We start from the raw sequence: 25013 nt of genomic DNA, 5'->3' as shown, positions 1-25013 counted from the left end.
GTCCCGTCCCCCAGCCGCGAAATGCCGATGCCCTATGGCTGGGGCACCGGCGGCGTGCAGGTGACGGCCTCGATCATCGGGCCGGACGACGTCCTGAAGGTCATCGACCAGGGCGCCGACGACACCACCAATGCGGTATCGATCCGCGCCTTCTTCAAGAAGGTCGCCGATGTCGCGGTGACGACGGAGACGGCCAAGGCGACGATCATCCAGACGCGGCACCGGATTCCGGAATATCCACTCGCGGAGGGGCAGGTGCTGGTCTACCAGGTTCCGATCCCCGAGCCGTTGCGTTTCCTCGAGCCGCGCGAGACCGAAACGCGCAAAATGCACGCGCTTGAGGAATACGGGCTGATGCACGTCAAGCTCTACGAGGACATCGCCAAGCACGGCCGCATCGCCACCACCTATGCCTATCCGGTCAAGGTCGAGGGCCGGTACGTGATGGACCCCTCGCCGACGCCGAAATTCGACAATCCGAAAATGCATATGTCCCCGGCGCTGCAATTGTTCGGGGCCGGCCGCGAAAAGCGCATCTACGCCATTCCGCCGTTTACCGAAGTCGTTAGCCTCGATTTCGAGGACCATCCATTCGAAATCCAGAGCTTTGACCAGCCATGCGCGCTCTGCGGCGCGGAGCAGGTCTATCTCGACGAGGTCATCCTCGACGACCACGGCGGGCACATGTTCGTCTGCTCCGACACCGACCATTGCGAGAAGCGGCGGGAGGACGGGCATCGCGGAGAGATGGCGGCGGATAAGATGGAAGCAGCGCAATGACCGACGAACCCCTTCTCCGCGTCAACTCCCTCTCAAAATTCTACGGCTCGCGCGTCGGCTGCGAGAATATTTCCTTCGACCTCTGGCCAGGCGAGGTTCTGGCCGTGGTGGGCGAATCCGGCTCGGGCAAGACGACGCTGCTGAACTGCCTGTCGACGCGGCTGATGCCGACTTCGGGCGCCGTCAGCTACCGCATGCGCGACGGCGTCTTCCGCGACCTCTACCGCATGAGCGAGGCGGAGCGGCGCTTCCTGATGCGCACGGACTGGGGTTTTGTCCACCAGAACCCGGCTGACGGACTGAGGATGACCGTCTCGGCCGGCGCCAATGTCGGCGAGCGGCTGATGGCGGTCGGCGACCGGCACTATGGCAACATCCGCGCCACGGCCGTCGACTGGCTGTCCCGCGTCGAGATCGCCGAGGACCGCATCGACGACGAGCCCCGCGCCTTCTCCGGAGGCATGCGCCAGCGCCTGCAGATCGCGCGCAATCTGGTGACCGGCCCCCGCCTCGTCTTCATGGACGAGCCGACGGGCGGGCTGGATGTGTCGGTGCAGGCGCGCCTGCTCGACCTGCTGCGCGGCCTCGTCACCGACCTCGGCCTGGCGGCGATTGTCGTCACCCACGATCTCGCCGTGGCGCGGCTTTTGTCGCAGCGCATGATGGTGATGAAGGACGGACACGTCGTCGAGACCGGCCTTACCGACCGGGTGCTCGACGATCCGCGCGCGCCCTACACGCAGCTCCTCGTCTCTTCGATATTGCAGGTGTGACCATGGCAACCCCGCTCGTAGTCTCGCAGCTCGCCAAGAGCTTCACCATGCATCTGCGCGACGGCATCCGACTGCCGGTTGTCGCCGGCGTGTCGTTTTCGATCAGGGCAGGCGAATGCGCCGTTCTCGGCGGACCGTCCGGAGCCGGTAAGAGTTCGATCCTGAAAATGCTCTACGGCAATTATTCCGCCGATGAGGGCCAAATCATCGTCGATCACGGCGGCCGACTCGTCGATCTCGCCAAAGCCAGTCCGCGCGCCATCCTGCAGATCAGGCGCGACACGATCGGCTATGTCAGCCAGTTCCTACGCACGGTGCCGCGCGTTTCGGCGCTGGATGTGGTGGCAGAGCCGCTGGTGGCGCGCGGCGAAACGCGCGCCGCTGCGCAGGACCGCGCGCGAGAATTACTAGGCCGGCTCAATCTGCCCGAAAAGCTTTGGGCGCTGCCGCCGGCCACCTTCTCGGGCGGCGAGCAGCAGCGCGTCAACATCGCCCGTGGCTTCATCACGCCGCATCCGGTACTGCTGCTCGACGAGCCGACGGCCTCGCTGGACGCCAAGAACCGCGAAGTGGTGATCGAGTTGATCGCCGACAAGAAGGCGGCCGGCGTGGCGCTGCTCGGCATCTTCCACGATGCTGATGTGCGCGAGGCGGTCGCCGACCGCATCATCGACGTCACCGAATTCGCAGCCGGAAAGATCGCGGCATGAGCGGCAAACTCTCGGAGCAGCCGACGGTTCATCCGACGGCGGACGTGACCAGCTCGACGCTCGGCCGCTACGCCGAAATCGGCGAGCGCACGCGCTTCATCGAATCGTCGCTCGGCGACTATTCCTACCCCGTCCAGGATTGTGGCGTCTGGTGTGCGACGATCGGCAAGTTCGCCAACATCGCGGCGGCCGTCCGCATCAACGCCACCAACCATCCGACCTGGCGGCCGACGCTGCATCACTTCACCTACCGCGCTTCGGACTATTGGGACGACGCCGAGCACGAGACCGATTTCTTCGAATGGCGCCGTTCGAACGCCGTCACCATCGGCCACGACACCTGGCTCGGTCACGGCTCGACCATCCTGCCAGGCGTGACAGTGGGCGACGGAGCAGTTGTCGGGGCCGGCGCGGTCGTGTCGAAGGATGTCGCCCCATACACGATCGTCGGTGGCGTGCCGGCAAAGCCGATACGCGACCGCTTCGATCGCGGGACGACGGAGCGCTACCAGGCACTCGCCTGGTGGGATTGGGATCATGCGAAGTTGCGCTCGGCGCTCGACGATTTCCGTGCGCTTTCGGCCGAAGCGTTTTTGGAGAAGCACGGCGGCTGACGCCGCCGCGCAAAAGCCGGTACTTAGGCTTCCTGGATTGCCGAAAGCTTCCAGTCGCCGCCCCTTTGGCGCACGAATGTCCAGAGTTCGGTCGTCTCCGTCGGCTCGTCTGCACTGCCTTCGACGACCCTGCCAGTCGCGCGGTCCACGGTCACGTCGCGCGACGAATATTGCAGCGCGGCCGTGGCATAGTCGCTGTCGCCCTCGCGCCAGCTTTCGGCAATGTCGGCCTGATGGAGCTGAACGTCGGAAACATCGTTGCGCAGTCCCTTCTGGGCATTGTCGGCCAACTCTTCGGAGAGGTAGGAAACCATTTCAGGCGTGACCAGCCGGCGCAGTGCGGCATGGTCCTCACGGCCGAACGCCTCCTGCACCTCGGTCAGAAGCCGCTCGAAGGTGTCGAGGTCATCCTGTTGCAGGCTGATTTCCTCGCCTGAAACCTGGTGGGGCGATGCCTGCGAAGTCGACCCTATGTTCGGGATGCTGAAAGAGCGGCCGTTGCTGCCGTCGCGCGGCGATGCGTCCCGATAGGCAAAATCGCCGCGGCCGGAGGCTCCGGCCATCGCCGGTTCGCGCGAACGCGCCGGCTGCGAACGGAACAGGCGGATGGCCAGCCAGATCGCGCCGCCGATCAGAAGCGCCTGCAGCAGCAAGCCGAACATGCCGGCAAGACCGCCGAAGCCATGGCCGAGCAGAAGGCCGATAAGGCCGCCGAGCATCAGGCCGCGCAGCATCGAGCCGCCGAAGCCGTTCATGAAACCGGGCCGCTGCTGCGACATCTGGGTCTGCCGCGCGGTGGTCGGCGCGGTATTGGGTGTCATCGAGCGCTCGACCGGCGCGGTCGGCTGCGGCGCCGTCCTGGTCGGCGGAGCCGATTGGAAGGTGCGCATCCCGCGGCTGCCGAAGCTGCCGCCGCGGCGGGCGTCGGCGTGATCGACGGCGATCATCGAGAATGCAAGGAACAATCCTGCAAACAGCGTGGCAAATCGGGTCGTGCTGGAAAGCCGCATCGGTTCCTCATAGAGCGGTGACGTCGGCCTTCATATAAGGATTAACCGGCCTCGCGCCAGAACGATTGAAAGAGTACCCCCGAATTCATCGCCCCTGGTTGAAGAGGTGCGCGTTGGCGAACGTACCGGCGCGAGTATAGTATCCGCCCGATAGCATCAGGAGGATGCCATAAGTCGCATCATCACCGCTGCGTTTGCCGCTCGCCGCGACACCGCTTGCTGACGACCCCCTCCCTTGTGGGGAGGGATCGTCAGCGCCGTACCTCATCCATATGCAATAGCTCTGCCACTAACGGGGAGAAGGGAAGCGCGTGCTCACTCCTTACCCATCATGTCCTTGAGCTCCGTCACCTTCTGCATGCAACCGGCCTCGTCGCCGGCATCCGCCATCTGGCGGGCTTCGGTCATCAGTGTCGCTACCTGATCGGCATCATCGCCGGTGGCTCCGCCCGTCACCTCTTCCTGGTGAGGCGATACGGCCTCCACCTGATCGGAAGCAGCTCCGGTATCGGAGGTAGCTCCCGTCGTCTCCGTGCTCGTTCCCTGGGTGTCCTGCAGAACCTGTTCCTGATGCTTCGTCGCGGTGCCGGTCTCGCTGGTGGCTGCGCCCGTCTCGGCGGTGACGGCAGGCTGCTCGAGCATCGTGAGTTCCTCCCGGCAATCGGCGAAGGCCGGCGCCGCGAGCATTACCGATAAAGCGGTGAACGTCGCCAAGCGTATCGACATCAGACTCTCCTTTCATAAGAGGCCGCTTTTGGATGATGGGCTAGAACGACCGGATAGCCGAAGTGTTCCGGTTCGCGGGAGCGATTTTCCCTGAAGTGCGACGCCATCGTCCGACGGCCTGTGGAATGTAACGAAACTGACATCAAACCGACATTCCCCGTTCATGCGGCTGGCTTAGGCGAAGGTCTGAAAGTGCGAAAAGCCCCGTCGCAAGGAAGCCATCATGCTCGAAATCCGCAATGTCACGCGCCGATTCGGCAAGACAACTGCCGTCAACGGTGTCGCGCTCGAAATTCCGCAGGGTCAGATGGTCGGAATTATCGGCCGCTCCGGCGCCGGCAAGTCCACACTGCTTCGCATGATCAATCGTCTGATCGACCCAAGCCACGGTTCGATTTTCTTTGCCGGCACGGAGGTGTCCGGCCTGCACGGCTCCACACTGCGGCGCTGGCAGCGCGACTGCGCCATGATCTTCCAGCAGTTCAATCTGGTGCCGCGCCTCGACGTTCTGACCAATGTGCTGCTCGGCCGCCTCAATCACCGCTCGACGGCGCTCAATCTCCTCAACATCTTCTCGCGTGAAGAACGCGCGATGGCGATCTCGGCGCTGGAGCGCCTCGACATCGCGCAGACCGCGCTACAGCGCGCCGGCACGCTTTCCGGAGGCCAGCAGCAGCGCGTGGCGATCGCGCGGGCACTGATGCAGCAGCCGAAAATGATCCTTGCGGACGAGCCGATAGCGTCGCTCGACCCGCTCAACGCCAAGGTCGTGATGGACGCATTGCGCGACATCAATTTGCGCGAAGGCATCACCGTCATCACAAATCTGCACACGCTCGATACCGCGCGGAACTATTGCGAGCGCATTATCGGCATGGCCGGCGGCAAGGTTGTGTTCGACGGCGCGCCTGAGGAACTCACCCGCGAGGCCGTCCGCATGGTCTATGGCGCCGACAGCGACGGGGCCGAAATCTCCGAGGCTATCACCTCGACCAGCATCCGCGGCGAAAAACCCCGGAAGATCGCAGCCAGCGCGCCGTTCAAGCCGGCCCTCGCCGGCGCCTGAGGCTGCAATCGCATCGCCCCCGTCAAGGGCCCACTCAAAAACACTATCAGCGACCGGCCGCATGCCGGATGATAACAGGAGAGACATCATGTTCAAAAAAGCACTTCTAGGCGCAGTTTCGCTCGTCGCCATGTCCGTCGGCGCGGCACAGGCGGAAGACCTCAAGGAATTCCGCATCGGCATCATCGGCGGTGAGAACGAGGCCGACCGCCTGCGCAACTTCCAGTGCATGATCGACAAGCTGCCGGGCGCGCTCGGTGTCGAAAAGGTTTCGCTTTTCCCGGCCGCCGACTATGACGGCACGATCCAGGGCCTGCTCGGCGGCACGCTCGACTATGCCGAGCTCGGTGCTTCCGGCTACGCCAAGATCTATCTCGAAAACCCGCAGGCCGTGGAGCCGATCCTGACCACCGTCCAAACCGACGGATCGACGGGCTATTATTCGATCATGGTGGCGCGCAAGGACTCCGGCATCAAGACGCTGGAAGACATGAAGGGCAAGAAGCTCGGCTTCGCCGATCCGGATTCGACCTCGGGTTATCTGGTCCCCTCCGTCACTCTTCCGGGCGCACTCGGCGGCGTCGCGGTCAAGGACTTCTTCGGTGAGACAGGTTTCGGCGGCGGTCATGAAAATCTGGTGCTCGAAGTGCTGAAGGGCACGTTCGACGCCGGCACTACCTTCGGCTCGGGCGTCGGCGATTTCAAGGACGGCTACACCTCCGGCAATCTCGCCAAGATGGTTGAGAAGGGTGTGCTCGACATGGACGATCTCGTCGAGTTGTGGAAGTCGCCGCTGATCCCGAACGGCCCGGTCGTCGTCCGCTCGTCCATGGATGCGGACATGAAGACCAAGTTCAAGGAGTTCATGCTCGGCCTGCCGAAATCCGATCCGGACTGCTTCTCCGCCATCCAGGGCGGCGATTTCACCGGCTTCACTGAAGTGACGCCGGAATTCTACCAGCCGATCATCGACGCGCGCAAAGCGCAGATCGGCAGCTAAGCCATCAGGCAGCCAGAACGCGTCGCGGGCACCCCGCGGCGCGTTCTCGCTTTTTGCAGGAATCCCTCATGAGCGTGACACTTTCCGAAACCGGGCTGGCGGTCGAGCGGCACTGGCGCGAACTGGCGAGCCGCCGCCGGCTCTATACGCTCGGCGGGCTGCTGTTCATGACCGTCGCCATGAGCGGCTCGCTGTGGTTTGCCAATGAAAGCAATGCCGGCAAGTTCTGGGACCGCCTGCCCTATCTGTTCGATTTCATCGGACAGCTTTTGCCGCGCGACGGCTTCGAGATCTGGCGCGCAATGTTCGACCTGCCCTCGCCCTATGACGACGGCAGCCTCAAATACAATTACCCCGAAGGCCGCATGTACCTGACGGAGACGTTCTACGTTCCCGAGTATCTCTACAAGATGCTCGAGACGATCAACATCGCCCTGGTTTCCACCCTGATCGGCTTTGCGATCGGCTTCGTCCTCTGCTTCCTGGCCGCTTCCAATGTCGTCACGCAGCGCTGGCTGCGCTTCTTCGTGCGCCGCTTCATGGAGGTGCTGCGCGCCTTCCCCGAGATCGTCATCGCCGGCTTCTTCCTCGCCGTGCTGTCGCTCGGCGCGGTGCCGGCGATCATCGCGGTCTCGATCCACACGATCGGCGCGCTCGGCAAGATGTTCTTCGAGGTGGTCGAGAATGCCGACATGCGGCCGGATGAGGGCCTGCGCGCCGCGGGCGCCAACCGGCTCGAGCGGGTGTGGTTCGGCATCGTGCCGCAGGTCATGCCGAATTTTCTGAGCTACGGCCTGCTGCGCCTCGAAATCAACGTCCGCGCCTCGACCATCATCGGCGCGGTCGGCGGCGGCGGCATCGGCGAGGTGCTGCGGCTGTCGATCAGCCAGACCCACGAGGCCAAGACGCTGGCAATCGTGCTGCTGCTCCTCCTTACCATCATCGCAGTCGACCAGTTTTCCGCCTGGCTGCGGCACAGGCTTGTCGGCGAACAGGCGTTCGCCTTTGGCCGGGGAGACTGACATGGCCGTTCTTTCGCTTTCCGAGGTCGACGAGATCGCCGCCCGCCATCCGCAGGTCTTTGCAGGCTCGCTGCGCAAGCGGCTGGCCGGCTGGGCGATCGGCCTGGGCGTCGCGATCTACCTGGTGTTCGCCTGGTGGTTCTTCGCCATCGGCGCGGTGTTCGCCAACGGCAACTGGGACATAGCCGGCGCTTACCTGGCCGACTGGGTTACCTATGAGGCCCGGCCGACCATCGGGATCGAGGAAAACCATCTCGAAATCTCGTTCCCGCGCTTCGACCCGGTTGGAGAGCGAGGCAGCATCGACTGGCTGACCAGCGAAACGGCGATGGTCGAGCGGGCCGCCGCGGCGCCCGCCGGCAACGCAGCCGGTTCCAGTGCGGGCAGTTCGGCGGGAAGCTTCCTGGGAACCGTCGGCGGCAAACCGGCGCCGACGGGAAGCTCAGCGGCGGCCGCGCCTTCTCCGACGACCGGCGGCGCGGCCATACGCCAGGAAGAAACCGTCAGCGCCGCCGTGGAAATCGGTTCGCGCAATCTGATCGAAATCGTTCCGGGCGTTGTCACGGTGACGCGCGGATCGGAAACGCTGGTGGCCGACATCGTCCAGAACCAGTCGGTGACGGCGCGCGGTCCGCTGCCCGATTGGGCGGAGCAGAAAGCGCCGGGATCAAAGATAATCGTCCGTTTCGGCTTTCCCGGCCGCGCCGAAATCGAAGACGACGAGGTCAAGATCCGTCACCGCTTCTGGGGCTGGGCAAACTTCGTCTTCGACACCAATTCGCCTTTCTGGGGCAAGCCGGCCGGCGAGGTGTTCTCGCTGATCGCGTCCGGCGAGCGCATCGATCCGAAGCGGTCGAACCTGGCGCTGGCGTGGGACAACATCCTCAACAATTCCGAATGGCAGCATCTCGACGTCTGGACCAAGCTGCTGCAGACCATCGTCATGGCGTTCGTCGGCACTGTGTTCGCCAGCCTGCTCGCCTTCCCGTTGGCCTTCGCCGCCGCCCGCAACATCACGCAGAGCCGCATCACCAACCAAGTCGCCAAGCGCCTGTTCGACTTCCTGCGCTCCGTCGATATGCTGATCTGGGCGCTGTTCTTCACGCGCGCCTTTGGCCCCGGGCCGCTGGCCGGCATTTCGGCGATCTTCTTCACCGACACCGGCACGTTCGGAAAGCTCTATTCGGAGACGCTGGAGAATATCGACGACAAGCAGCGCGAAGGCATCCGCTCGGTGGGAGCGGCGCCGTCACTGGTGCAGCGCTACGGCGTGGTGCCGCAGGTCCTGCCGGTATTCCTCAGCCAGTCGCTCTATTTCTGGGAATCCAACACGCGTTCGGCGACCATCATCGGCGCTGTCGGCGCCGGCGGTATCGGCCTCAAGCTCTGGGAAGCCATGCGCACCAATTCCGACTGGGAGAACGTCGCCTATATGGTGCTGCTCATCCTGATCGTCGTGTTTGTCTTCGACAATATCTCGAACGCCCTGCGCCGCCGGCTGATGGGCGGCGATCCGGCCGGCGCCCAGCCGGTCTGACGAGTCAGGCTGGGGGTAGCGCAGGTTCCGGCAGCGTGCGCCAGGCGAGCCAGCGAGCCGACGGCCAAGATGATGCATCAGGTTCATGAGTGTTGCGCCGAGCAGGCGACGGTCTTACATCCGACCGGCCCCGCCCACGACGCAACCTGTGAGAGCGCCCATGTCGTCCGAAACCGCCATCGACCTGAACAACAATCCGCTCACCCTGTGGAACGGACCGCTCGGCCTGCCTGATTTCACCCGCATCGGGAGCGGCGATTTCGGGCCGGTGTTCGATGCCGCACTGGCGGCCCACACGGAAGAGATCGATGCGATCGCCGGCAGCGCGAATGCGCCCACGATCGAGAACACGCTGGCCGCGCTGGAGCTTGCCGGCGATCCGCTCGACCGCGTCTCGGCGATATTCTGGTGCATGGCCGGCGCCAACACCAACGATATCATCCAGGCGACGGAACGCGAGATATCGCCGAAGATGGCGCGGCATTTTTCCGCGATCTCGATGAACGCGAAGCTGTTCGCGCGCATCGACGAGCTTTACCAGCGCCGCGAATCGCTCGGGCTCGACCCGGAAACGCTGCGTGTCCTGGAAAAGACCTGGAAGCGCTTCGTCAAGGCCGGCGCGAAGCTCGACGAAGCCGGAAAGAAGCGCCTTGCGGCGATCAACGAGGAACTGGCTTCGCTCGGCGCGAAATTCGGCCAGAATGTGCTTGCCGACGAGCGCGACTGGGTGCTGTTCCTGGATGAGCCAGACCTTTCCGGGCTGCCGGAATTCCTGAAGAACGCGATGGCCGAGGCAGCCGAGATGCGCGGCCAGAAGGGCCGGTACGCGGTAACGCTGTCGCGCTCGATCTACGAGCCCTTCACCACTTACTCCGAACGGCGCGACCTGCGCGAAAAGGCGTTTCGCGCCTTCACCGGACGCGGCGAAACCGGCGGGCCGACCGACAATGGCCAGGTGGTCAAGGACACGCTGCGCCTGCGCGCCGAGAAAGCCAAGCTCGTCGGCTATGACAGCTATGCCGACCTGAAGCTCGACGACACTATGGCCAAGACCCCGCCGGCAGTGCTCGAACTGCTTGGACCGGTGTGGAAAAAGGCGCGCGAGAAGGCTGGGCAGGACCAGGTCGAACTGGAGCGGCTCGCCGCTGCCGAGGGCAGCAACAACCCGCTCGCGGCCTGGGACTGGCGTCACTACCAGGAAAAGCTGCGCGCCGAAAAGTTCGCTTTCGACGAAGCCGAACTGAAGCCCTATTTGCAGCTCGAACGCATCATCGAAGCCTGCTTCGATGTCGCGGGGCGGTTGTTCGGCCTGTCGTTCGCGGAGAAGAAGGGCATCACCGCCTGGCACCCCGACGTGCGCGTCTTCGAGGTCAGGAATGCCGACGGCAGCTATCGTGGCCTGTTCATGGCCGACTATTTCGCCCGGCCTTCGAAGCGCTCCGGCGCCTGGATGAGCTCGCTGCAATCGGGCTATCGGCTCGGCAAGGGCTCGAGCCCTGTAATCTACAACGTCATGAACTTCGCCAAGGCGGCCGAGGGCAAGCCGTGCCTGCTGTCGCTGGACGAGGCGAAGACGCTTTTCCATGAGTTCGGCCATGCGCTGCACGGCATGCTGACCGACGTGACTTGGCCGTCGGTCGCCGGAACGTCCGTGTCCCGCGATTTCGTCGAGCTGCCGTCGCAACTCTACGAGCACTGGCTGACGGTGCCGGAGGTGCTCGAAAAGCACGCGCTGCACTACGCGACCGGCGATCCGATGCCGAAGCAACTGCTCGACAAGATGCTGGCGGCCAGCACATTCGGCGCAGGTTTCGCGACGGTCGAGTTCACCGCGTCGGCGATGGTCGACATGGCCTACCATTCGCGCTCGGATGCGCCGGAGAACCCGCTCGCCTTCGAAGCACAGACACTGGAAAGGATCGGCATGCCAGACGCGATCGCCATGCGTCACCGCACGCCGCACTTCCAGCACATCTTCTCCGGCGACGGCTACTCGGCCGGCTATTATTCATATCTGTGGTCGGAAGTGCTCGACGCCGACGCCTTCGCGGCGTTCGAGGAAACCGGCGATCCGTTCAATCCCGAACTCGCCGAGAAGCTGCGCCGGCACATTTATGCCGCCGGCGGCTCGGCCGATCCGGAGGAGCTCTACACCGCATTCCGGGACAAGATGCCGACGCCGGACGCGATGCTTAAAAAACGCGGGCTGCTCCCGATGAGGGCGGGCGAAGAGCTCTGATCGGGCGGGCAGACTTCGCGACCGTCATGTAAAATTCATCCATTCGCAATCGTCCTGCAACACAGCGGGGCGATGGCTTTCCTGCATGTTCAGCCATCCAGGAGACAGCCATGAACAAAACCCTTTCCAGGCGCGCCTTCGTAACGTCGGCCAGCGCCTTGGGCCTCGTCGGCGTTTCGGGGCTCGCGCTCCCCTATTATTCCCGCGCCAATACGCGGCCAGCCTTTACCCATGGCGTCCAGTCCGGCGACGTCGACACCGTCTCCGGAATGGTCTGGACCCGCGTAGACCGCCCCTCGCGCGTCATGTTCGAAGTGTCGACCACGGAAAGCTTCTCGAACGCGGTAAAGCTGCCGCCGCTTGACGCGGTGCCCGAAAGCGATTTCGCCGTGAAGCGGCTTTTGACCGATCTCGCCTCGGACCAGGACATTTTCTACCGCATGACCGCGGCCGATCTGTCGGACATCAACGCTGTTTCCGAGCCGATCGTCGGCCGCTTCAAGACCGCGCCGGCCTCCAAGCGCAACATCCGCTTCACCTGGTCCGGCGACACTGCGGGCCAGGGCTGGGGCATCGACGACAAGGGCATGTACACCTATGCGACGATGGCCAGGCACACGCCGGACTTCTTCCTGCACTCCGGCGACACGATCTATGCCGACGGCCCGGTCCTCGGCGAGGTCGAGCTGAAGGACGGCACGAAGTGGATCAACAAGGTGCTGACCGACGAGAAGAGCAAGGTCGCCGAGACGCTCGCCGAATATCGCGGCCAGTGGAAATACAACATGATGGACGAGCATTGCCGTGCGCTCAACGCGGTCTGCCCGACATTTTTCCAGTGGGACGACCATGAGGTGGTGAACAACTGGTCGGGCTCGAAGGACCTGTCCAAGGACGACCGCTACACGGAAAAGTCGGTGGCGCTGCTGACTTCGCGCGCCGCCCGCGCGTTTCACGAAATGACGCCGATCCGTTTCACGCCGGCGGAGCCGGGCCGCGTCTACCGCAAGATCGGCTATGGTCCGCTGCTCGATGTCTTCTTCCTCGATCTCCGCTCATATCGCGGGCCGAACGGCGATTCGGTCGAAACCGAGATGACGCCGCAGTCGCGCATTATCGGCGAGGAGCAGCTAAGATGGCTGAAGCGCGAACTGGCGAACTCGAAGGCGACCTGGAAAGTCATCGCTTCCGACATGCCGATCGGCATCATCGTCTGGAACGACGCGGCGAACAAAAAGGGCGCCGAGGCCATCGCCAACGGACAGCCGGGCGCCGCTAGCGGGCGCGAATTGGAGGTCGCCGATCTACTGCGCTACATCAAGAACGCCGGCATCGACAATACGGTATGGCTGACCGCCGACGTCCACTACACAGCCGCGCACTATTACAATCCCGAGAAGGCTGCCTTCCAGGACTTCAATCCGTTCTGGGAATTTGTCTCAGGCCCGCTCCATGCCGGCACCTTCGGACCCGGCGACCTCGACATGACCTTCGGCCCCGAGCTGAAATATGTGAAGGCGCCGACCGCCGAGCAGGGCCAGAACCTGCCTCCCTCGGCCGGCCTGCAATTCTTCGGGCTCGTCGACATTGACGGCGCAAGCGAGCAGATGACAGTGCGGTTGATGGATCGCGACGACAACGAACTCTACAAGGTGACGCTCGATCCCGTCCATTCGGCCTGAGCGGGTTTCACGGCTGCCGGTCCGCCTCCCGGGCGGATCGGCGCACTAGCGCCGCGGGTAGCAGTCGAGCGGAATGTTCGGCCAGACGGCATCGGCGCACCGGGCAGCGGACTGACGCTCCTCGAGCGACGCGCTCGCCGGGCCGGTGACCATCGGATCGACGCCGTGCGGCGCATCGGGGAAGGCCTGCTCCGCCGGTGTTTTCGACGACTGCGTGGCAGGGCGTTCCGCGTCCCGCGTACCCATCGAATGCGCGACGCCGATCGCGCCGGCCGCCGAGGCGGAAGCTGCGACAAAGATACCAAGGAGCTTGATTTTGCTGATTGCCATACCACTTGAACCGTTCTGACGCCAAAACGATCCGTTTTGGTTAAGAATTTATTGTCGCACCCCGATGCCTAATTTTCGGTAACCATCGGGGCCTTTCGCATCTGCGAAAAAACATGTATGAGCCCGCCAACCGAAAAGGCGGCGCCGACCATTGTGCGCCCAAGCACCCCTGAGACAGATTTTATGAACCTCCGCAATATCGCGATCATCGCGCACGTCGACCATGGCAAAACCACCCTCGTCGACCAGCTTCTGAAGCAGTCCGGCTCGTTCCGGGAAAACCAGCGTGTCGCAGAACGCGCCATGGATTCGAACGACCTGGAAAAGGAGCGCGGCATCACCATCCTGGCCAAGGCGACCTCGGTCGACTGGAAGGACACCCGCATCAACATCGTCGACACGCCGGGCCACGCCGATTTCGGCGGCGAGGTGGAGCGCATCCTGTCGATGGTGGATTCGGCCATCGTTCTGGTCGACGCAGCCGAAGGCCCGATGCCGCAGACCAAATTCGTCGTCGGCAAGGCGCTCAAGGTCGGGCTGAAGCCGATCGTGGTCATCAACAAGATCGACCGTCCAGATGCGCGCCATGTCGAGGTCGTCAACGAGGTGTTCGACCTGTTTGCGGCGCTCGACGCCACCGACGAGCAGCTCGACTTCCCTATCCTCTACGGCTCGGGCCGCGACGGCTGGGTCTCGGAAAACCCGGAAGGCCCGAAGGATCAGGGCCTGGCGCCGCTGTTCGACCTCGTGCTGAAGCACGTGCCGGCACCGACCGTTCACCCCGGCCCGTTCCGCATGATCGGCACCATCCTGGAAGCCAATCCATTCCTCGGCCGCATCATCACCGGCCGCATCGAATCCGGCACGCTGAAGGCCAACCAGCAGGTCAAGGTGCTTCACCATGACGGATCGCTGCTCGAAACCGGCCGTATCTCGAAAATCCTCGCCTTCCGCGGCCTTGAGCGCCAGCCGATCGAGGAAGCGCAAGCGGGCGACATCGTGGCCATTGCCGGCCTGTCGAAGGGCACCGTCGCCGACACTTTCTGCGACCTGTCGGTTACCGAGCCGCTGCACGCGCAGCCGATCGACCCGCCGACCGTCACCATGTCGTTCATCGTCAATGACAGCCCGCTGGCCGGCACCGAAGGCGACAAGGTGACCAGCCGCGTCATCCGCGACCGCCTGCTGCGCGAGGCGGAAGGCAATGTCGCGCTGAAGATCGAGGAATCGCCGGACAAGGATTCGTTCTTCGTTTCGGGCCGCGGCGAATTACAGCTCGCGGTTCTGATCGAGACGATGCGCCGCGAAGGCTTCGAGCTTGCCGTTTCGCGTCCGCGCGTCGTCATGCAAAATGGCGAGAACGGCGAATTGCTGGAGCCGGTCGAAGAGGTCGTGATCGACGTCGACGAGGAGCATGCCGGCGTCGTCGTGCAGAAGATGTCTGAGCGCAAGGCCGAGATGGTCGAACTGCGCCCCTCAGGCGGCAACCGCCAGCGCCTGGTCTTTCACGCGCCGACGCGCGGCCTGATAGGCTACCAGTCGGAGCTTCTGACCGACACGCGCGGCACGGCGGTGATGAACCGGCTGTTCCACGCCTATGAGCCCTACAAGGGCGACATCGCGCAACGCACCAACGGCGTGTTGATCTCCAACGATCAGGGCGAGTCGGTGGCGTTCGCCATGTGGAACCTCGAAGACCGCGGGCCGATGGTCATCGATGCCGGCGTCAAGGTCTATCAGGGTATGATCATCGGCATTCATTCCAGAGACAACGATCTCGAGGTGAACGTGCTGAAGGGCAAGAAGCTCACCAACATCCGCGCCGCCGGCAAGGACGAGGCCGTCAAGCTGACGCCGCCGATCCGAATGACGCTGGAGCGAGCCTTGGCCTGGATTCAGGACGACGAATTGGTCGAGGTGACGCCGAAGACCATCCGGCTGCGCAAGCTCTTTCTCGACCCGAACGAGCGCAAGCGCTTCGAGAAGTCATCGAAGACGGCCGGCGCGGCTTAAGGCAGCGCTTCCTCCCCCAAAAGGGGAGGGATTCACGCCGCCGACGACAGGAAGGCCGGGCTTTCCTTGACGAGGGCCGATTTCAGCTTTTCAAGCGCCCGGCTCTCTATCTGGCGCACGCGCTCCTTGGATATGCCGAGCGTTTCGCCCAGCGCCTCCAGCGTCGCGCCGTCATCCTGCAGACGCCTTTCGGCGATGATGCGCATCTCGCGCTCGTTGAGCACGCCGAGCGCATTTTTGAGCCAGCCCGAACGGCGCTCGACGTCGATCGTCTCGCCGACGATTTCGTCGGGAAGCGGCGCGTCGGAAACCAGGAAATCCATGCGGTCGGCCGAGCCGCCGCCATCGTCGACCAATGGCGCGTTGAGCGAGGTGTCGGGTCCGGACAGGCGCGAATCCATCATCGCCACATCCGCCTCCGAAACGCCGAGTGCGTCGGAAATCTCCTTGTAGAGCGCCGATCCGGACATCGTCTCCGGTCCCTGCGCCAGCCGCGCGCGAAGCCGCCTCAGATTGAAGAACAGCGCCTTTTGCGCCGAGCTGGTGCCGCCGCGAACGATCGACCAGTTCCGCAGGATGTAGTCCTGCATCGAAGCACGTATCCACCAGGTCGCGTAGGTCGAGAAGCGCACGTCGCGTTCGGGCTCGAAGCGAGCGGCCGCCTCCAGCAAGCCGACATGGCCCTCCTGGATCAGATCGCCCATCGACAGGCCGAAATAGCGGAATTTCATCGCCATCGAGATGACCAGCCGCATATGCGCGGTGGTGATCCGGTGCATGGCGTCCTGGTCGCGATGCTCCTTCCAGCGTAGCGCAAGCTCATGCTCCTCGCCGCGGTCGAGATATGGCGCCTTCATCGCCGCCCGGATCATCGCTCTCTTGGCTTTGTCTCGCATTTGGCGCTCCCAAACTCTGGCGCAATTGCCCGCTAGTTCATTCTTTCCCGATCCTCGAGGGGACCACGCTCCGATTTCCGGGGCGCCGTCCGGGACATGGCCTTGACCTCAAGGCGAAGCGCCCTAGACGCCCTCCAACGCCCCGTGCCCAGGAATGTTCCATGATCTCGGTCGACCGCGCAGACATCTCCTTCCAGCTTTTCGACGCTCTCCCCACGGCCAGCCTCTCGGCATTGCCGCGTTTTGCCGATTATGACCGCGCCGCGATCGACGGCGTTCTCGACATGGCGGAGCGGGTCGCGATGGATCATTTCCTGCCGCACGCGGCCGATCTCGACCTCAACGAGCCGAAATTCGTCGACGGAAAAGTGGTCATGGACGAGCGCGTCGGCGCCGCACTCGCGGCCTATCGCGAGGCAGGCTTCTTCGGCGCCGGCTTCGATCACGAACTGGGCGGGACGCAGATGCCCGAAACCGTGCGCAGCGCCGTAGGCTTCATCTTCTCCATGGCCAATATCGCCACGGTCGCCTATCCGTTCCTGACCACTGCCGCCGCCAATCTGATCGACGCCTTCGGATCGCCCGAGCAGAAGGCGCGCTTCCTGAAGCCTATGGTGGAAGGCCGGTTCTTCGGCACCATGTGCCTTTCGGAGCCGCAGGCCGGCTCCTCGCTGGCCGATATCACCACGAGGGCCGAGCCTCAGGAAGACGGCTCCTATCTCCTGACCGGCAGGAAAATGTGGATCTCGGGCGGCGACCAGGAGATTTCCGAAAACATCGTCCACATGGTGCTGGCGAAGATCCCCGGCAGTCCGCCCGGCGTGAAGGGCATCTCACTGTTCATCGTGCCGAAATTCATCGTCGAGGAAGACGGCTCGATCGGCCCGCGCAATGGCGTCGCGCTGGCAGGCCTGAACCACAAGATGGGCTATCGCGGCACGGCCAACGCCGCGCTGAATTTCGGCGAGGATGGTCCCTGCCGCGGCTATCTGGTCGGCGATCCCGACAAGGGCCTCACCTACATGTTTCAGATGATGAACGAGGCGCGCATCGGCGTCGGGCTGGGCGCCGCAGCCCTTGGCGCGGCCGGCTAACGCGTCTCGCTGGCCTATGCCCGCGAGCGCCTGCAGGGCCGCCATCCTGACGACAAGGACGCCTCCTCGCCGCAAATCCCGATCATCGACCATGCTGACGTAAAGCGACTGCTTTTGGCGCAGAAAGCCGCCGTGGAAGGCTCGCTGGCGCTGCTCCTCTACGCCGCCTTCCTGGTCGATGCGATCAAGGCGGCGCCCAGCGAGGAGGCGCGCCACGAGACGCGCATCCTGCTCGACCTCCTCACCCCGATCGCGAAATCCTGGCCGTCGGAATTCTGCCTCGAAGCCAACAAGCATGCGATCCAGGTGCTTGGCGGCTATGGCTATACGCGCGACTATCCCGTCGAGCGGCTCTACCGCGACAACCGCCTGAACGCGATCCATGAAGGCACCCACGGCATCCAGGCGCTGGACCTGCTCGGCCGCAAGGTGATGCAGGAGAACGGCGCCGGCATGAAGACGCTCGCCGCAAGGATCATGGCCGACGTGAAGCAGGCACATGGCGTCGAGGGGCTGAGCGCCCATGCGGCCGATCTGGCGGCGCATCTCGCGGAGGCCGTCGCCACCACCGGCAAGCTCGCGGCAAAGGCCGGGTCAGATCCGCGCCTCGGCCTCGCCAATGCGACGATCTATCTCGACATGATGGGCCATGTGGTGGTCGCCTGGATGTGGCTGCGCCAGGCGATGGCCGCGACGCGCAGGCTCGGCTCGCCGGACCCGGACAGGAACTTCCTGGACGGAAAGCTCGCCGCCTGCCGCTACTTCTTCGCCTACGAACTGCCGAAGACCCGCACGCAGCGCGCGCTCCTCGACAGCCTCGACGACACCACGCTGAAGATGCGGCCGGAGTGGTTCTGAACTCCGCGCTCAGGAAAGCTTGATCTCGCCGTCCACCACATGGTTCAGATCGGTGCCTTCGGCCGTCAGCGTCATGCGCACGCGCAATTTATCGCCGCTGGCACGGCCTTCGCGCACGACCGCTTCGATCTCGCGCTGCGAGGTGACGCCAACCTCCTTCAGGAATTTGCGGATCGACATGTTGAATTTGTCTTCGTCCATGGCGGCGCTCCAGTCTTTATGGATTTCGGATTGTAGGCCATAGCCGCGGAGTGGCAAGCTGGCTCGGCTGCAGTCCAGGAAATGCCGGTTGAAGCTGAGGCAGCCCGACTGCTGGAGGACAACAAAAAACCCGGCGTCGCCGCCGGGTTCTTGTCTGTTACGCGAACGAAAGGCCCTTACGCGGCTTCTTCCTGTTCCGCGACCTCGGCTTCCTCATTGTCGGCCTTGGCGCCGCGCTTCGGACCCTTGTTCAGATTGGTCTCGATCATCCGCACCGCTTCGGTTTCGGAAACGCGGTTGACCGCGGCGATCTCGCGCGCCATGCGGTCGAGCGCCGCTTCATAGAGCTGACGTTCGGAGTAGGACTGCTCGGGCTGGTTCTCGGCGCGATAGAGGTCACGCACCACTTCCGAGATCGAAAGCAGGTCGCCGGAATTGATCTTGGCATCATATTCCTGCGCGCGGCGCGACCACATGGTGCGCTTGACGCGGGCGCGGCCCTGCAGAACCTTGAGCGCGCGGTCGACATAGTCCGTCTCGGACAGCTTGCGCATGCCGATGGCGGCCGCCTTGGCGACCGGCACTTTCAGCCGCATCTTGTCCTTGGCGAAGTCGATGACGAAGAGTTCAAGCTTGTGGCCCGCGACTTCCTGCTCGTCGATCGACACGATCTGGCCGACGCCATGCGCCGGATATACGATGTATTCGCTGGTCTTGAACCCGTGCCGGACTGCGGATTTCTTCTGCGGGGTTGCGGTTGCCATACGCGATGAACTCCTTGTTGGGCCGGTTTCAATGCCGGCTGATTGTTGCGGCCCGATGGGCCGAATCTAGTGCCGCAAACAGGCGAAACCACCGGAAAAGCCCAAGGCCCTGGCAATAAAAGTTGCCTGGCCCAAGTTGCCTTGGTCCGGATTAGGGTTTCCACCTTTCAGTGATTAAGGCTCAGCGCCATATTCGACGGTGTTGTCAGCGGCATGTTCGGACTGCATACCACAAAAACCGGCGAGAATCAACAATTTGCCGCACATGCGAAGAACCGCCCCTGTCAAGCGGCATCGAGACCGGTCGAGGGGGAACTTCAGCACCAAATTCCGGCGGCGAGGAGTTTAGTCGCCCTCGCCGGGATTCTCCGAAAAATACTTCTCGAACTTGCCGTCCACACCGTCGAACGCCTTGGCGTCCTCGGGCGGCTCCTTTTTGGAGGTTATGTTGGGCCATTTCGAGGCATATTCGGTATTGATCTGCAGCCACTTGTCGAGGCCTGGCTCGGTGTCGGGCTTGATCGCGTCGGCCGGGCATTCCGGCTCGCAGACGCCGCAATCGATGCACTCGTCCGGATGGATGACGAGCATGTTCTCGCCTTCGTAGAAGCAGTCGACCGGACACACTTCAATGCAATCCATATATTTGCATTTGATGCAGTTGTCGGTGACGATATAGGTCATGCTGCGGCTCCGGAGCCCTGCTTCTCACTAGTAATATGGGCGGTGAGGTATCGCCTTTACAGGGTTGTTGCAAGGGCGGCCATTCCCCGCAGGCGCCTCTTGGCGGAACGCAATTTCACGGCGGTCCGGCTTGATGGTGCGAATGACGGCTTATTCCTCGCCGTTGCGCAGCCGGTCCGTCTCGCGCCGCTCCTTCTTGGTCGGGCGGCCGCTGCCTGCCTCGCGCAGCGGCGGCAGCGCGTCGGGAAGAGCCTCGCCCTTCGGCACGGGCGGCGGCGACAAATCCTCATAGAGCGTCCGCGCCTCCTCGGCAGGACCGCGGCGGCTGCCCGGCTGCAGAATCTTATAGACAAGGATGCGCCGCTCGAGCGTGATGGTCAGCACGTCGCCTGGCTTAACCGAATCCGACGCCTGGCCGGCCTTGCCGCCATTGATGCGGACCCGCCCGGCGACCGCCAGCTTGGCGGCCAGCGAGCGCGACTTGACCACGCGCGCGAAGAACAGCCATTTGTCGATGCGCTGCCGGCCTTCGGCGGGCATCTACTTCTTGAGCTGGTCGCGCAGCGCCGCGAGCTTGGCGAAAGGCGAATCCGGATCAACGCGCACCGGGCGCTCCTCGCGCGGCGGCCTGGCCTGGAACGGCTGCTTGCCCTGGAAGCCGCCCTTGTCGCCGGGGCGATTGTCACGGCGATCCGGCCGCTGGCCGTCGGCATTCGGCTTGCCCCTGAATTTGCCCCGCTCGAAACGCTCCTTGCCGCCATTCTCGCGCGGCGGCCGGGCGTCGCTGCGCTGCGGGCGATCGCCCTGCGCCTTGCCGTCTCCGGCGGCGCCACCGTCGCGCTGGCCGCGGCGCTGGCGATTGTCCTGCCGGTGATGGCGTGGCCGCTGCTCGAAACGTGCCGGCCGCCACAAAAGGATCGGCTTGGGCTCTTCCGTCTCGTCACCGTCGCCTTTAGGCTTCGCTTCGGCAGACTCCGCGACAGGGACGGTTTCGCTCAACCCCGCACCATCCACGCCTTCCGAACCGACTTCTGCCGGAGGGGCGGCAGCTTCGCCAACGCTCTCCGGACCGGGCACAATGGGCGCCAGATCAGCGGGCAGCTCTCCCGCATCAGGCTTCCAGGTCGCCGCCTCAAGCGGCGGCGTGACGGCTTCCGTCGAAGATTCGGCTTCGGCAGGCGGCTCCTGTGTGACCGGCTCGTCCTGCACGACCGGCGCGATCGCCTCGGCGGCGGATGTCAAAGGTTCAGAAGCGACAGCTTCTCCCTCCGACGCAGTCAGTTCGGGTGCGGATGGTGAAGAACCGAGCACGTCGTCTCCAGCCTCCTCCGTCGCCTGCGGCGACACCTCCCCCGCAAGGGGGGAGGATGGCGCGGCAGCTTTTGCCGCCACTTCATCCGCTCCGGCGGCGGGCATATCGCCGCCGGTGACGATCGCCGCTTCGACCGGCTCACCGGCAGGCTGCTCGGCAGCCTTCTCGGCTTCCTTCGCCGCCTTTTCTGCTTCCCGCTTCGCGGCTGCGGCTTCCGCGGCCTCGCGTGCGGCCTGGTCGAGCGCTTCGAGCCGCGTCTTCACTTCGGCTGCCGGCTTCGGCTCGGCACGGTAGCCGAGGCCTTTCAGGATTTCTTCTATGTCGTCGGCATTGGCGCCAAGGATCGACATCATCGCCGGCGTCACCAGGAAGGCGCTGCCGTCGAACGCTCCATCGGGCCGCGGGCCGGTTCCGGCCTTCCATGCCAGCGCCGGCCGGATCAGATCGGCCAGCCGCTCCAGAATGTCGACGCGCACCGCGCGCCGTCCGAGCATGCGGAAGCCGGCAAGCTTGTAGAAGGCGCGGTCGAAGGCCGGGTCGACGACCACCGAAGTACGGCCGGCGGCAAGCGCGTGGACGACATCGCCGAAGCCGGGTTTTTCCTTGCCGTCGTTCTTCAGAGCCCAGAGCAGCGTCACCAGGCCGGCAGGGCCGGGCTTGAGCAGGCTGGGCACAAAAACATGGTAAGCGCCGAAGCGCACGCCGAGACGGCGCAGCCCCGCACGGCCTTCCTGGTCCAGCGACTTGATGTCGTCGGCGATCTCGCGCCGGTTGATCAGCCCGAAATGCTCGACCAGCTGGAAGGCGATGCCGCGCGCGATGCCCGAAAGTTGTTCGGCATTCTTCAGTTCGATCAGCGGCTTCAGCGCCGTCTCGATCTGGAAATTCACGAAGCGCTCGGCGCGCGCCGCGACCTTGTCGCGGGCCGGGCCGGTGAGTTGTTCGTCGGCAAGCAGGATGATGCGCGGCCGGAGAGCATCCTCGGTCGCGGCCAGCGTTCCGATCGGCGCGCCGATCCAGCGCAGAATGCCGTCGGAGCCGAGCGCGATGTCGTTGTTTCCGGAGGCGGAAAACCGCTCGGCGCGGCTCTCGAATTCCAGCGCCAGCGCCTTCTGCGCAGCGGCCTTGATCGCTTTGCCCTCCTCGCCGCCGGCGGACTGGTCGGCAGTGAATCGGAATCCCTGCAGTTCCCCGACATGGTGGCCCTCGACTAGGACCGTTCCGGCAGGACTAATTTCGGCTTCAAGCATCGTATTTTCTCTGAGGCGGCGCATGAGGACGGAAGTCCTGCGGTCTACGAAGCGTTTCGTCAACCGCTCATGCAGCGCATCCGACAATCTGTCTTCGATCTCGCGCGTTTTTTGTTGCCAGTGCTGCGGATCGGCAAGCCATCCCGGCCGATTCGAGACGTAGGTCCAGGTGCGGATCTGGGCGATGCGGTGCGACAGCGTGTCGATGTCGCCCTCGACCGTGTCGGCCCGGCGCACCTGCTCGGCCATGTAATTTTCGTCGACATGGCCGTGCCGCGCGATGTCGAGATAGATCGAGGCGACCAGCTCCGAATGCTGCGCCGGCGCAATCTTGCGATAGTCGGGAAGCGCGCAGACCTCCCACAGCCGCGCTACTCGCTCGCGTCCGGTTGCCAGCGCCCGGATCTCGGGATCCTGCGAAAGATGCTCCAGCGCCCGGCTATCCACCGCCGGCAGCGCCCGCGTCAGCCCCTCCACCGGCGCGGTGGTGTCGATAGAGCGCTTCAGCGCGTCGATGCTGGAAAAATCGAACTGCGCCGTGCGCCATTGCAGCACTTTCACCGGGTCGAAATCGTGGCTCTCGATCTTCTCGACCAATTCGTCCGGAAATGGATCGACCCGGCCTGTGACGCCGAAAGTGCCGTCGCGAAGATGCCGCCCGGCGCGGCCGGCGATCTGGCCGAGCTCGGATGCGTTCAGGTTACGGTACTGGAAACCGTCGAACTTCCGGTTCTGCGCGAAAGCGACATGGTCGAGGTCGAGGTTCAGTCCCATGCCGATCGCGTCGGTCGCGACCAGGAAGTCGACGTCACCCGATTGGTAGATGGCGACCTGGGCGTTTCGGGTGCGCGGGCTGAGCGCGCCGAGCACCACGGCGACGCCGCCGCGCTGGCGGCGGATCAACTCGCCGATCGCGTAGACCTCGTCGGCCGAGAAGGCGACGATGGCCGAGCGGGGCGGCAGCCGCGTCAGCTTCTTCGCGCCGGAATAGGCAAGATGCGACAGGCGCGGCCGCGTTACCACAGAAACGCCGCGCAGCAGGCGCTGGAGGATGCCCTGCATGGTCGCCGCGCCCAGGAGCAGCGTCTCCTGGCGGCCGCGCAGGTGCAGGATGCGGTCGGTGAAGATGTGCCCGCGCTCGAGATCGCCGGCGAGTTGCACCTCGTCGATCGCCACGAAGGCCGCATCGGTCTCGCGCGGCATGGCCTCGACGGTGCACACCGAATATTTCGCGCCGGGCGGCAGGATTTTCTCCTCGCCGGTCACCAGCGCGACCTTGTTCGCGCCGACCTTTTCGCAGACGCGGCCATAGACTTCGCGCGCCAGCAGCCTGAGCGGCAGGCCGATCAGGCCGCTCTCATGCGCCACCATGCGCTCGATCGCCAGATGCGTCTTGCCGGTATTGGTCGGGCCGAGCACGGCCGTCACGTCTCGTCCCGAAAGGATGAGCGGATCGTTCTTTGGCTGCTGCAGATTCATTGGGACGGGAAGCGGCCTTTCTGGCTCGGCTTATCGGCTCGGCATTCTGCGAACCGGCTGAATGGAGGCCGCTGCGGCGGCAAATGGCGTGAAGCCACAAATAAGGTTTCGATCCTCGAAACTAAAGGCGGAAAACGTCAAAATTAACGTTGGAACGAGTCTGGAACGAATCGGAGACGAATCAGTGACTCCACGCGATTCAGGATTTGTTCACGGCCACATTTAGCTCGTCCGAGGCAATCGCGCACCACATCGTGAATCGGCTTGGGAACGCCGCACTGCGGCTGGTCGCTAGGGCGTTAACTTTTGCCGCCCAACCGCCCAAGTGCGATTCAGTTGAAATATCAAGCATTTGATTCCAATGCAATTTTTCCCTTCAAGTGCCTATCTGTCGAAGCCCGCGCGACGCGCCGGTTAACTTCTCGGCCAAACACGGAACGAATCGGCGACGAATCGCTGATTCCGCCGTGTTCCTGCTTTGTTCTACACAACATATGGGCCTTGACAGGCTTTCGGGCTCCAGATGGTGAATCGCGATTGGGCGTCCGGCGGCGCATTTTCCGGGACGCATTAACCTTTGATCCGTCGACCGCCGCCGAAAGTGGATTTGATGGGCGGCGACGGCGGATCATTTGCCAAACCTTGCCACAACGCTGCCCGCCCGGGCCCTGGCTGCTGCGATTTCCGTTAACGTTCCGGCTAAAGCGGGAACGAAGCGGCGACGAATCGGTTATCGGCCTGGTTTCCGGCTTTGTTCATCGCAACATGTTGTGCCGGCTAACAGGCAAAGCAACCAATGGACGCTCGCCGTCCGCGTGGAAACCAGCTTCCCACGCGTCTTCGGTAACAGATTCGTGCCGCATCGGCACAGCGGCGGCTCACACGAAAAGCGCCCGTTCCCGCTCGACCGCCTTCGTGATGAATTCAGCCACGGTCTGGATGCGGCGCAGCGGGCGCATGGATTCGTGGTAGA

The 25013-nt window shown here is 63.9% G+C and carries 22 protein-coding genes and 1 pseudogene; 13 read left to right on the top strand and 10 right to left on the bottom strand.

Annotation, left to right across the window (positions count from 1 at the left end):
• The 4 genes from MAXJ12_RS05455 to MAXJ12_RS05440 form a co-directional block, all read left to right on the top strand.
• The coding region (locus MAXJ12_RS05455; RefSeq protein ID WP_040584984.1) for an alpha-D-ribose 1-methylphosphonate 5-phosphate C-P-lyase PhnJ at nt 1-780 on the top strand (780 nt) is incomplete at its 5' end.
• Nucleotides 777-1553, top strand: coding sequence for a phosphonate C-P lyase system protein PhnK (gene phnK / locus MAXJ12_RS05450; protein ID WP_008834780.1), 777 nt, complete (start codon nt 777-779; stop codon nt 1551-1553). The genes MAXJ12_RS05455 and phnK, both read left to right, overlap by 4 nt.
• A 2-nt stretch (nt 1554-1555) precedes the next feature.
• Nucleotides 1556-2263, top strand: coding sequence for a phosphonate C-P lyase system protein PhnL (gene phnL, locus MAXJ12_RS05445; RefSeq protein ID WP_008834779.1), 708 nt, complete (start codon nt 1556-1558; stop codon nt 2261-2263).
• On the top strand, nt 2260-2877 hold the full coding sequence (locus MAXJ12_RS05440) for a DapH/DapD/GlmU-related protein (protein WP_008834778.1): 618 nt from the start codon (nt 2260-2262) through the stop codon (nt 2875-2877). The genes phnL and MAXJ12_RS05440 overlap by 4 nt, the downstream gene beginning before the upstream one ends.
• Nucleotides 2878-2900: 23 nt before the next feature.
• Here MAXJ12_RS05440 and MAXJ12_RS05435 read toward each other — a convergent pair whose 3' ends face one another.
• The gene (locus tag MAXJ12_RS05435) at nt 2901-3887 is read right to left on the bottom strand and encodes a Tim44 domain-containing protein (RefSeq protein WP_008834777.1); all 987 of its coding nucleotides are present in this window, start codon (nt 3885-3887) and stop codon (nt 2901-2903) included.
• A 315-nt stretch (nt 3888-4202) separates the two neighbouring features.
• Entirely contained in the window at nt 4203-4613 is a 411-nt protein-coding gene (locus tag MAXJ12_RS05430) for a hypothetical protein (protein ID WP_008834776.1), read from the bottom strand.
• Between the two features lie 223 nt (nt 4614-4836).
• On the opposite strand from MAXJ12_RS05430, the gene phnC reads away from it, so the two are divergent.
• The 6 genes from phnC (at nt 4837) to MAXJ12_RS05400 (ending at nt 13159) form a co-directional block, all read left to right on the top strand.
• Nucleotides 4837-5679 carry a phosphonate ABC transporter ATP-binding protein gene (phnC, locus tag MAXJ12_RS05425; protein ID WP_008834775.1) on the top strand — a complete coding sequence of 281 codons (843 nt, stop codon included), beginning with the start codon at nt 4837-4839 and terminating at the stop codon, nt 5677-5679.
• 88 nt (nt 5680-5767) lie between these two features.
• The gene (phnD, locus tag MAXJ12_RS05420; RefSeq protein WP_008834774.1) at nt 5768-6679 is read left to right on the top strand and encodes a phosphonate ABC transporter substrate-binding protein; all 912 of its coding nucleotides are present in this window, start codon (nt 5768-5770) and stop codon (nt 6677-6679) included.
• 68 nt (nt 6680-6747) lie between these two features.
• Nucleotides 6748-7701, top strand: coding sequence for a phosphonate ABC transporter, permease protein PhnE (phnE, locus tag MAXJ12_RS05415; protein ID WP_008834773.1), 954 nt, complete (start codon nt 6748-6750; stop codon nt 7699-7701).
• 1 nt (nt 7702) lies between these two features.
• Nucleotides 7703-9238, top strand: a complete 1536-nt coding sequence (gene phnE, locus MAXJ12_RS05410) for a phosphonate ABC transporter, permease protein PhnE (protein ID WP_008834772.1) — start codon at nt 7703-7705, stop codon at nt 9236-9238.
• 160 nt (nt 9239-9398) lie between these two features.
• A complete protein-coding gene (locus MAXJ12_RS05405; RefSeq protein WP_008834771.1) occupies nt 9399-11477 on the top strand; it encodes a M3 family metallopeptidase in 2079 nt (692 codons plus the stop codon).
• 110 nt (nt 11478-11587) lie between these two features.
• Complete coding sequence (locus MAXJ12_RS05400; protein ID WP_008834770.1) at nt 11588-13159, top strand: alkaline phosphatase D family protein; 1572 nt, start codon at nt 11588-11590, stop codon at nt 13157-13159.
• 45 nt (nt 13160-13204) lie between these two features.
• On the opposite strand, the gene MAXJ12_RS05395 is transcribed toward MAXJ12_RS05400, so the two are convergent.
• Nucleotides 13205-13489 carry a hypothetical protein gene (locus MAXJ12_RS05395; protein WP_008834769.1) on the bottom strand — a complete coding sequence of 95 codons (285 nt, stop codon included), beginning with the start codon at nt 13487-13489 and terminating at the stop codon, nt 13205-13207.
• A 183-nt stretch (nt 13490-13672) separates the two neighbouring features.
• Here MAXJ12_RS05395 and typA point away from each other — a divergent pair, with 183 nt between their 5' ends.
• On the top strand, nt 13673-15502 hold the full coding sequence (gene typA / locus MAXJ12_RS05390) for a translational GTPase TypA (RefSeq protein WP_008834768.1): 1830 nt from the start codon (nt 13673-13675) through the stop codon (nt 15500-15502).
• A gap of 32 nt (nt 15503-15534) precedes the next feature.
• On the opposite strand, the gene MAXJ12_RS05385 is transcribed toward typA, so the two are convergent.
• Nucleotides 15535-16398: an RNA polymerase factor sigma-32 gene (locus MAXJ12_RS05385; protein WP_008834767.1), complete on the bottom strand. Its 864-nt coding sequence runs from the start codon at nt 16396-16398 to the stop codon at nt 15535-15537.
• Between the two features lie 161 nt (nt 16399-16559).
• Between MAXJ12_RS05385 and MAXJ12_RS38420 the strand changes: the two genes are divergently transcribed.
• Together MAXJ12_RS38420 and MAXJ12_RS38415 are read left to right on the top strand one after the other, a co-directional pair.
• Nucleotides 16560-17492 (top strand): acyl-CoA dehydrogenase family protein, encoded by a 933-nt coding sequence (locus tag MAXJ12_RS38420; RefSeq protein ID WP_008834766.1) that lies wholly within the window; start codon nt 16560-16562, stop codon nt 17490-17492.
• A gap of 9 nt (nt 17493-17501) precedes the next feature.
• Nucleotides 17502-18350: an acyl-CoA dehydrogenase family protein gene (locus tag MAXJ12_RS38415; protein ID WP_341872522.1), complete on the top strand. Its 849-nt coding sequence runs from the start codon at nt 17502-17504 to the stop codon at nt 18348-18350.
• 9 nt (nt 18351-18359) lie between these two features.
• On the opposite strand, the gene MAXJ12_RS05375 is transcribed toward MAXJ12_RS38415, so the two are convergent.
• The 6 genes and pseudogenes from MAXJ12_RS05375 to MAXJ12_RS38685 all read right to left on the bottom strand — a co-directional run.
• Complete coding sequence (locus tag MAXJ12_RS05375; protein ID WP_008834764.1) at nt 18360-18551, bottom strand: DUF6494 family protein; 192 nt, start codon at nt 18549-18551, stop codon at nt 18360-18362.
• A 176-nt stretch (nt 18552-18727) separates the two neighbouring features.
• Nucleotides 18728-19315: a CarD family transcriptional regulator gene (locus tag MAXJ12_RS05370; protein ID WP_008834763.1), complete on the bottom strand. Its 588-nt coding sequence runs from the start codon at nt 19313-19315 to the stop codon at nt 18728-18730.
• 345 nt (nt 19316-19660) lie between these two features.
• Nucleotides 19661-19999 carry a ferredoxin FdxA gene (fdxA, locus tag MAXJ12_RS05365; RefSeq protein WP_008834762.1) on the bottom strand — a complete coding sequence of 113 codons (339 nt, stop codon included), beginning with the start codon at nt 19997-19999 and terminating at the stop codon, nt 19661-19663.
• A gap of 150 nt (nt 20000-20149) precedes the next feature.
• Nucleotides 20150-20539, bottom strand: a complete 390-nt coding sequence (locus MAXJ12_RS05360) for an RNA-binding S4 domain-containing protein (RefSeq protein ID WP_008834761.1) — start codon at nt 20537-20539, stop codon at nt 20150-20152.
• A complete protein-coding gene (locus tag MAXJ12_RS05355) occupies nt 20540-24040 on the bottom strand; it encodes a helicase-related protein (RefSeq protein WP_008834760.1) in 3501 nt (1166 codons plus the stop codon).
• Nucleotides 24041-24918: 878 nt separating this feature from the next.
• Nucleotides 24919-25013: pseudogene (locus MAXJ12_RS38685) on the bottom strand (LysR family transcriptional regulator); the annotation flags it as partial.

Source organism: Mesorhizobium alhagi CCNWXJ12-2 (assembly GCF_000236565.1).
GTDB lineage: Bacteria > Pseudomonadota > Alphaproteobacteria > Rhizobiales > Rhizobiaceae > Allomesorhizobium > Allomesorhizobium alhagi.
This window is presented reverse-complemented; position numbering and strand designations above follow the sequence as displayed.

What these genes read in the sequence shown, in the direction of transcription:
- MAXJ12_RS05430 (WP_008834776.1), bottom strand. Translation starts at nt 4,613, where the DNA reads ATGTCGATACGCTTGGCGACGTTCACCGCTTTATCGGTAATGCTCGCG.
- MAXJ12_RS05435 (WP_008834777.1), bottom strand. Translation starts at nt 3,887, where the DNA reads ATGCGGCTTTCCAGCACGACCCGATTTGCCACGCTGTTTGCAGGATTG.
- phnK (WP_008834780.1), top strand. Translation starts at nt 777, where the DNA reads ATGACCGACGAACCCCTTCTCCGCGTCAACTCCCTCTCAAAATTCTAC.
- phnE (WP_008834772.1), top strand. Translation starts at nt 7,703, where the DNA reads ATGGCCGTTCTTTCGCTTTCCGAGGTCGACGAGATCGCCGCCCGCCAT.
- phnC (WP_008834775.1), top strand. Translation starts at nt 4,837, where the DNA reads ATGCTCGAAATCCGCAATGTCACGCGCCGATTCGGCAAGACAACTGCC.
- MAXJ12_RS05370 (WP_008834763.1), bottom strand. Translation starts at nt 19,315, where the DNA reads ATGGCAACCGCAACCCCGCAGAAGAAATCCGCAGTCCGGCACGGGTTC.
- MAXJ12_RS05405 (WP_008834771.1), top strand. Translation starts at nt 9,399, where the DNA reads ATGTCGTCCGAAACCGCCATCGACCTGAACAACAATCCGCTCACCCTG.
- MAXJ12_RS05395 (WP_008834769.1), bottom strand. Translation starts at nt 13,489, where the DNA reads ATGGCAATCAGCAAAATCAAGCTCCTTGGTATCTTTGTCGCAGCTTCC.
- MAXJ12_RS05375 (WP_008834764.1), bottom strand. Translation starts at nt 18,551, where the DNA reads ATGGACGAAGACAAATTCAACATGTCGATCCGCAAATTCCTGAAGGAG.
- typA (WP_008834768.1), top strand. Translation starts at nt 13,673, where the DNA reads ATGAACCTCCGCAATATCGCGATCATCGCGCACGTCGACCATGGCAAA.
- MAXJ12_RS38420 (WP_008834766.1), top strand. Translation starts at nt 16,560, where the DNA reads ATGATCTCGGTCGACCGCGCAGACATCTCCTTCCAGCTTTTCGACGCT.
- fdxA (WP_008834762.1), bottom strand. Translation starts at nt 19,999, where the DNA reads ATGACCTATATCGTCACCGACAACTGCATCAAATGCAAATATATGGAT.
- MAXJ12_RS05385 (WP_008834767.1), bottom strand. Translation starts at nt 16,398, where the DNA reads ATGCGAGACAAAGCCAAGAGAGCGATGATCCGGGCGGCGATGAAGGCG.
- MAXJ12_RS05400 (WP_008834770.1), top strand. Translation starts at nt 11,588, where the DNA reads ATGAACAAAACCCTTTCCAGGCGCGCCTTCGTAACGTCGGCCAGCGCC.
- phnL (WP_008834779.1), top strand. Translation starts at nt 1,556, where the DNA reads ATGGCAACCCCGCTCGTAGTCTCGCAGCTCGCCAAGAGCTTCACCATG.
- MAXJ12_RS05355 (WP_008834760.1), bottom strand. Translation starts at nt 24,040, where the DNA reads ATGAATCTGCAGCAGCCAAAGAACGATCCGCTCATCCTTTCGGGACGA.
- MAXJ12_RS05440 (WP_008834778.1), top strand. Translation starts at nt 2,260, where the DNA reads ATGAGCGGCAAACTCTCGGAGCAGCCGACGGTTCATCCGACGGCGGAC.
- phnE (WP_008834773.1), top strand. Translation starts at nt 6,748, where the DNA reads ATGAGCGTGACACTTTCCGAAACCGGGCTGGCGGTCGAGCGGCACTGG.
- MAXJ12_RS05360 (WP_008834761.1), bottom strand. Translation starts at nt 20,539, where the DNA reads ATGCCCGCCGAAGGCCGGCAGCGCATCGACAAATGGCTGTTCTTCGCG.
- phnD (WP_008834774.1), top strand. Translation starts at nt 5,768, where the DNA reads ATGTTCAAAAAAGCACTTCTAGGCGCAGTTTCGCTCGTCGCCATGTCC.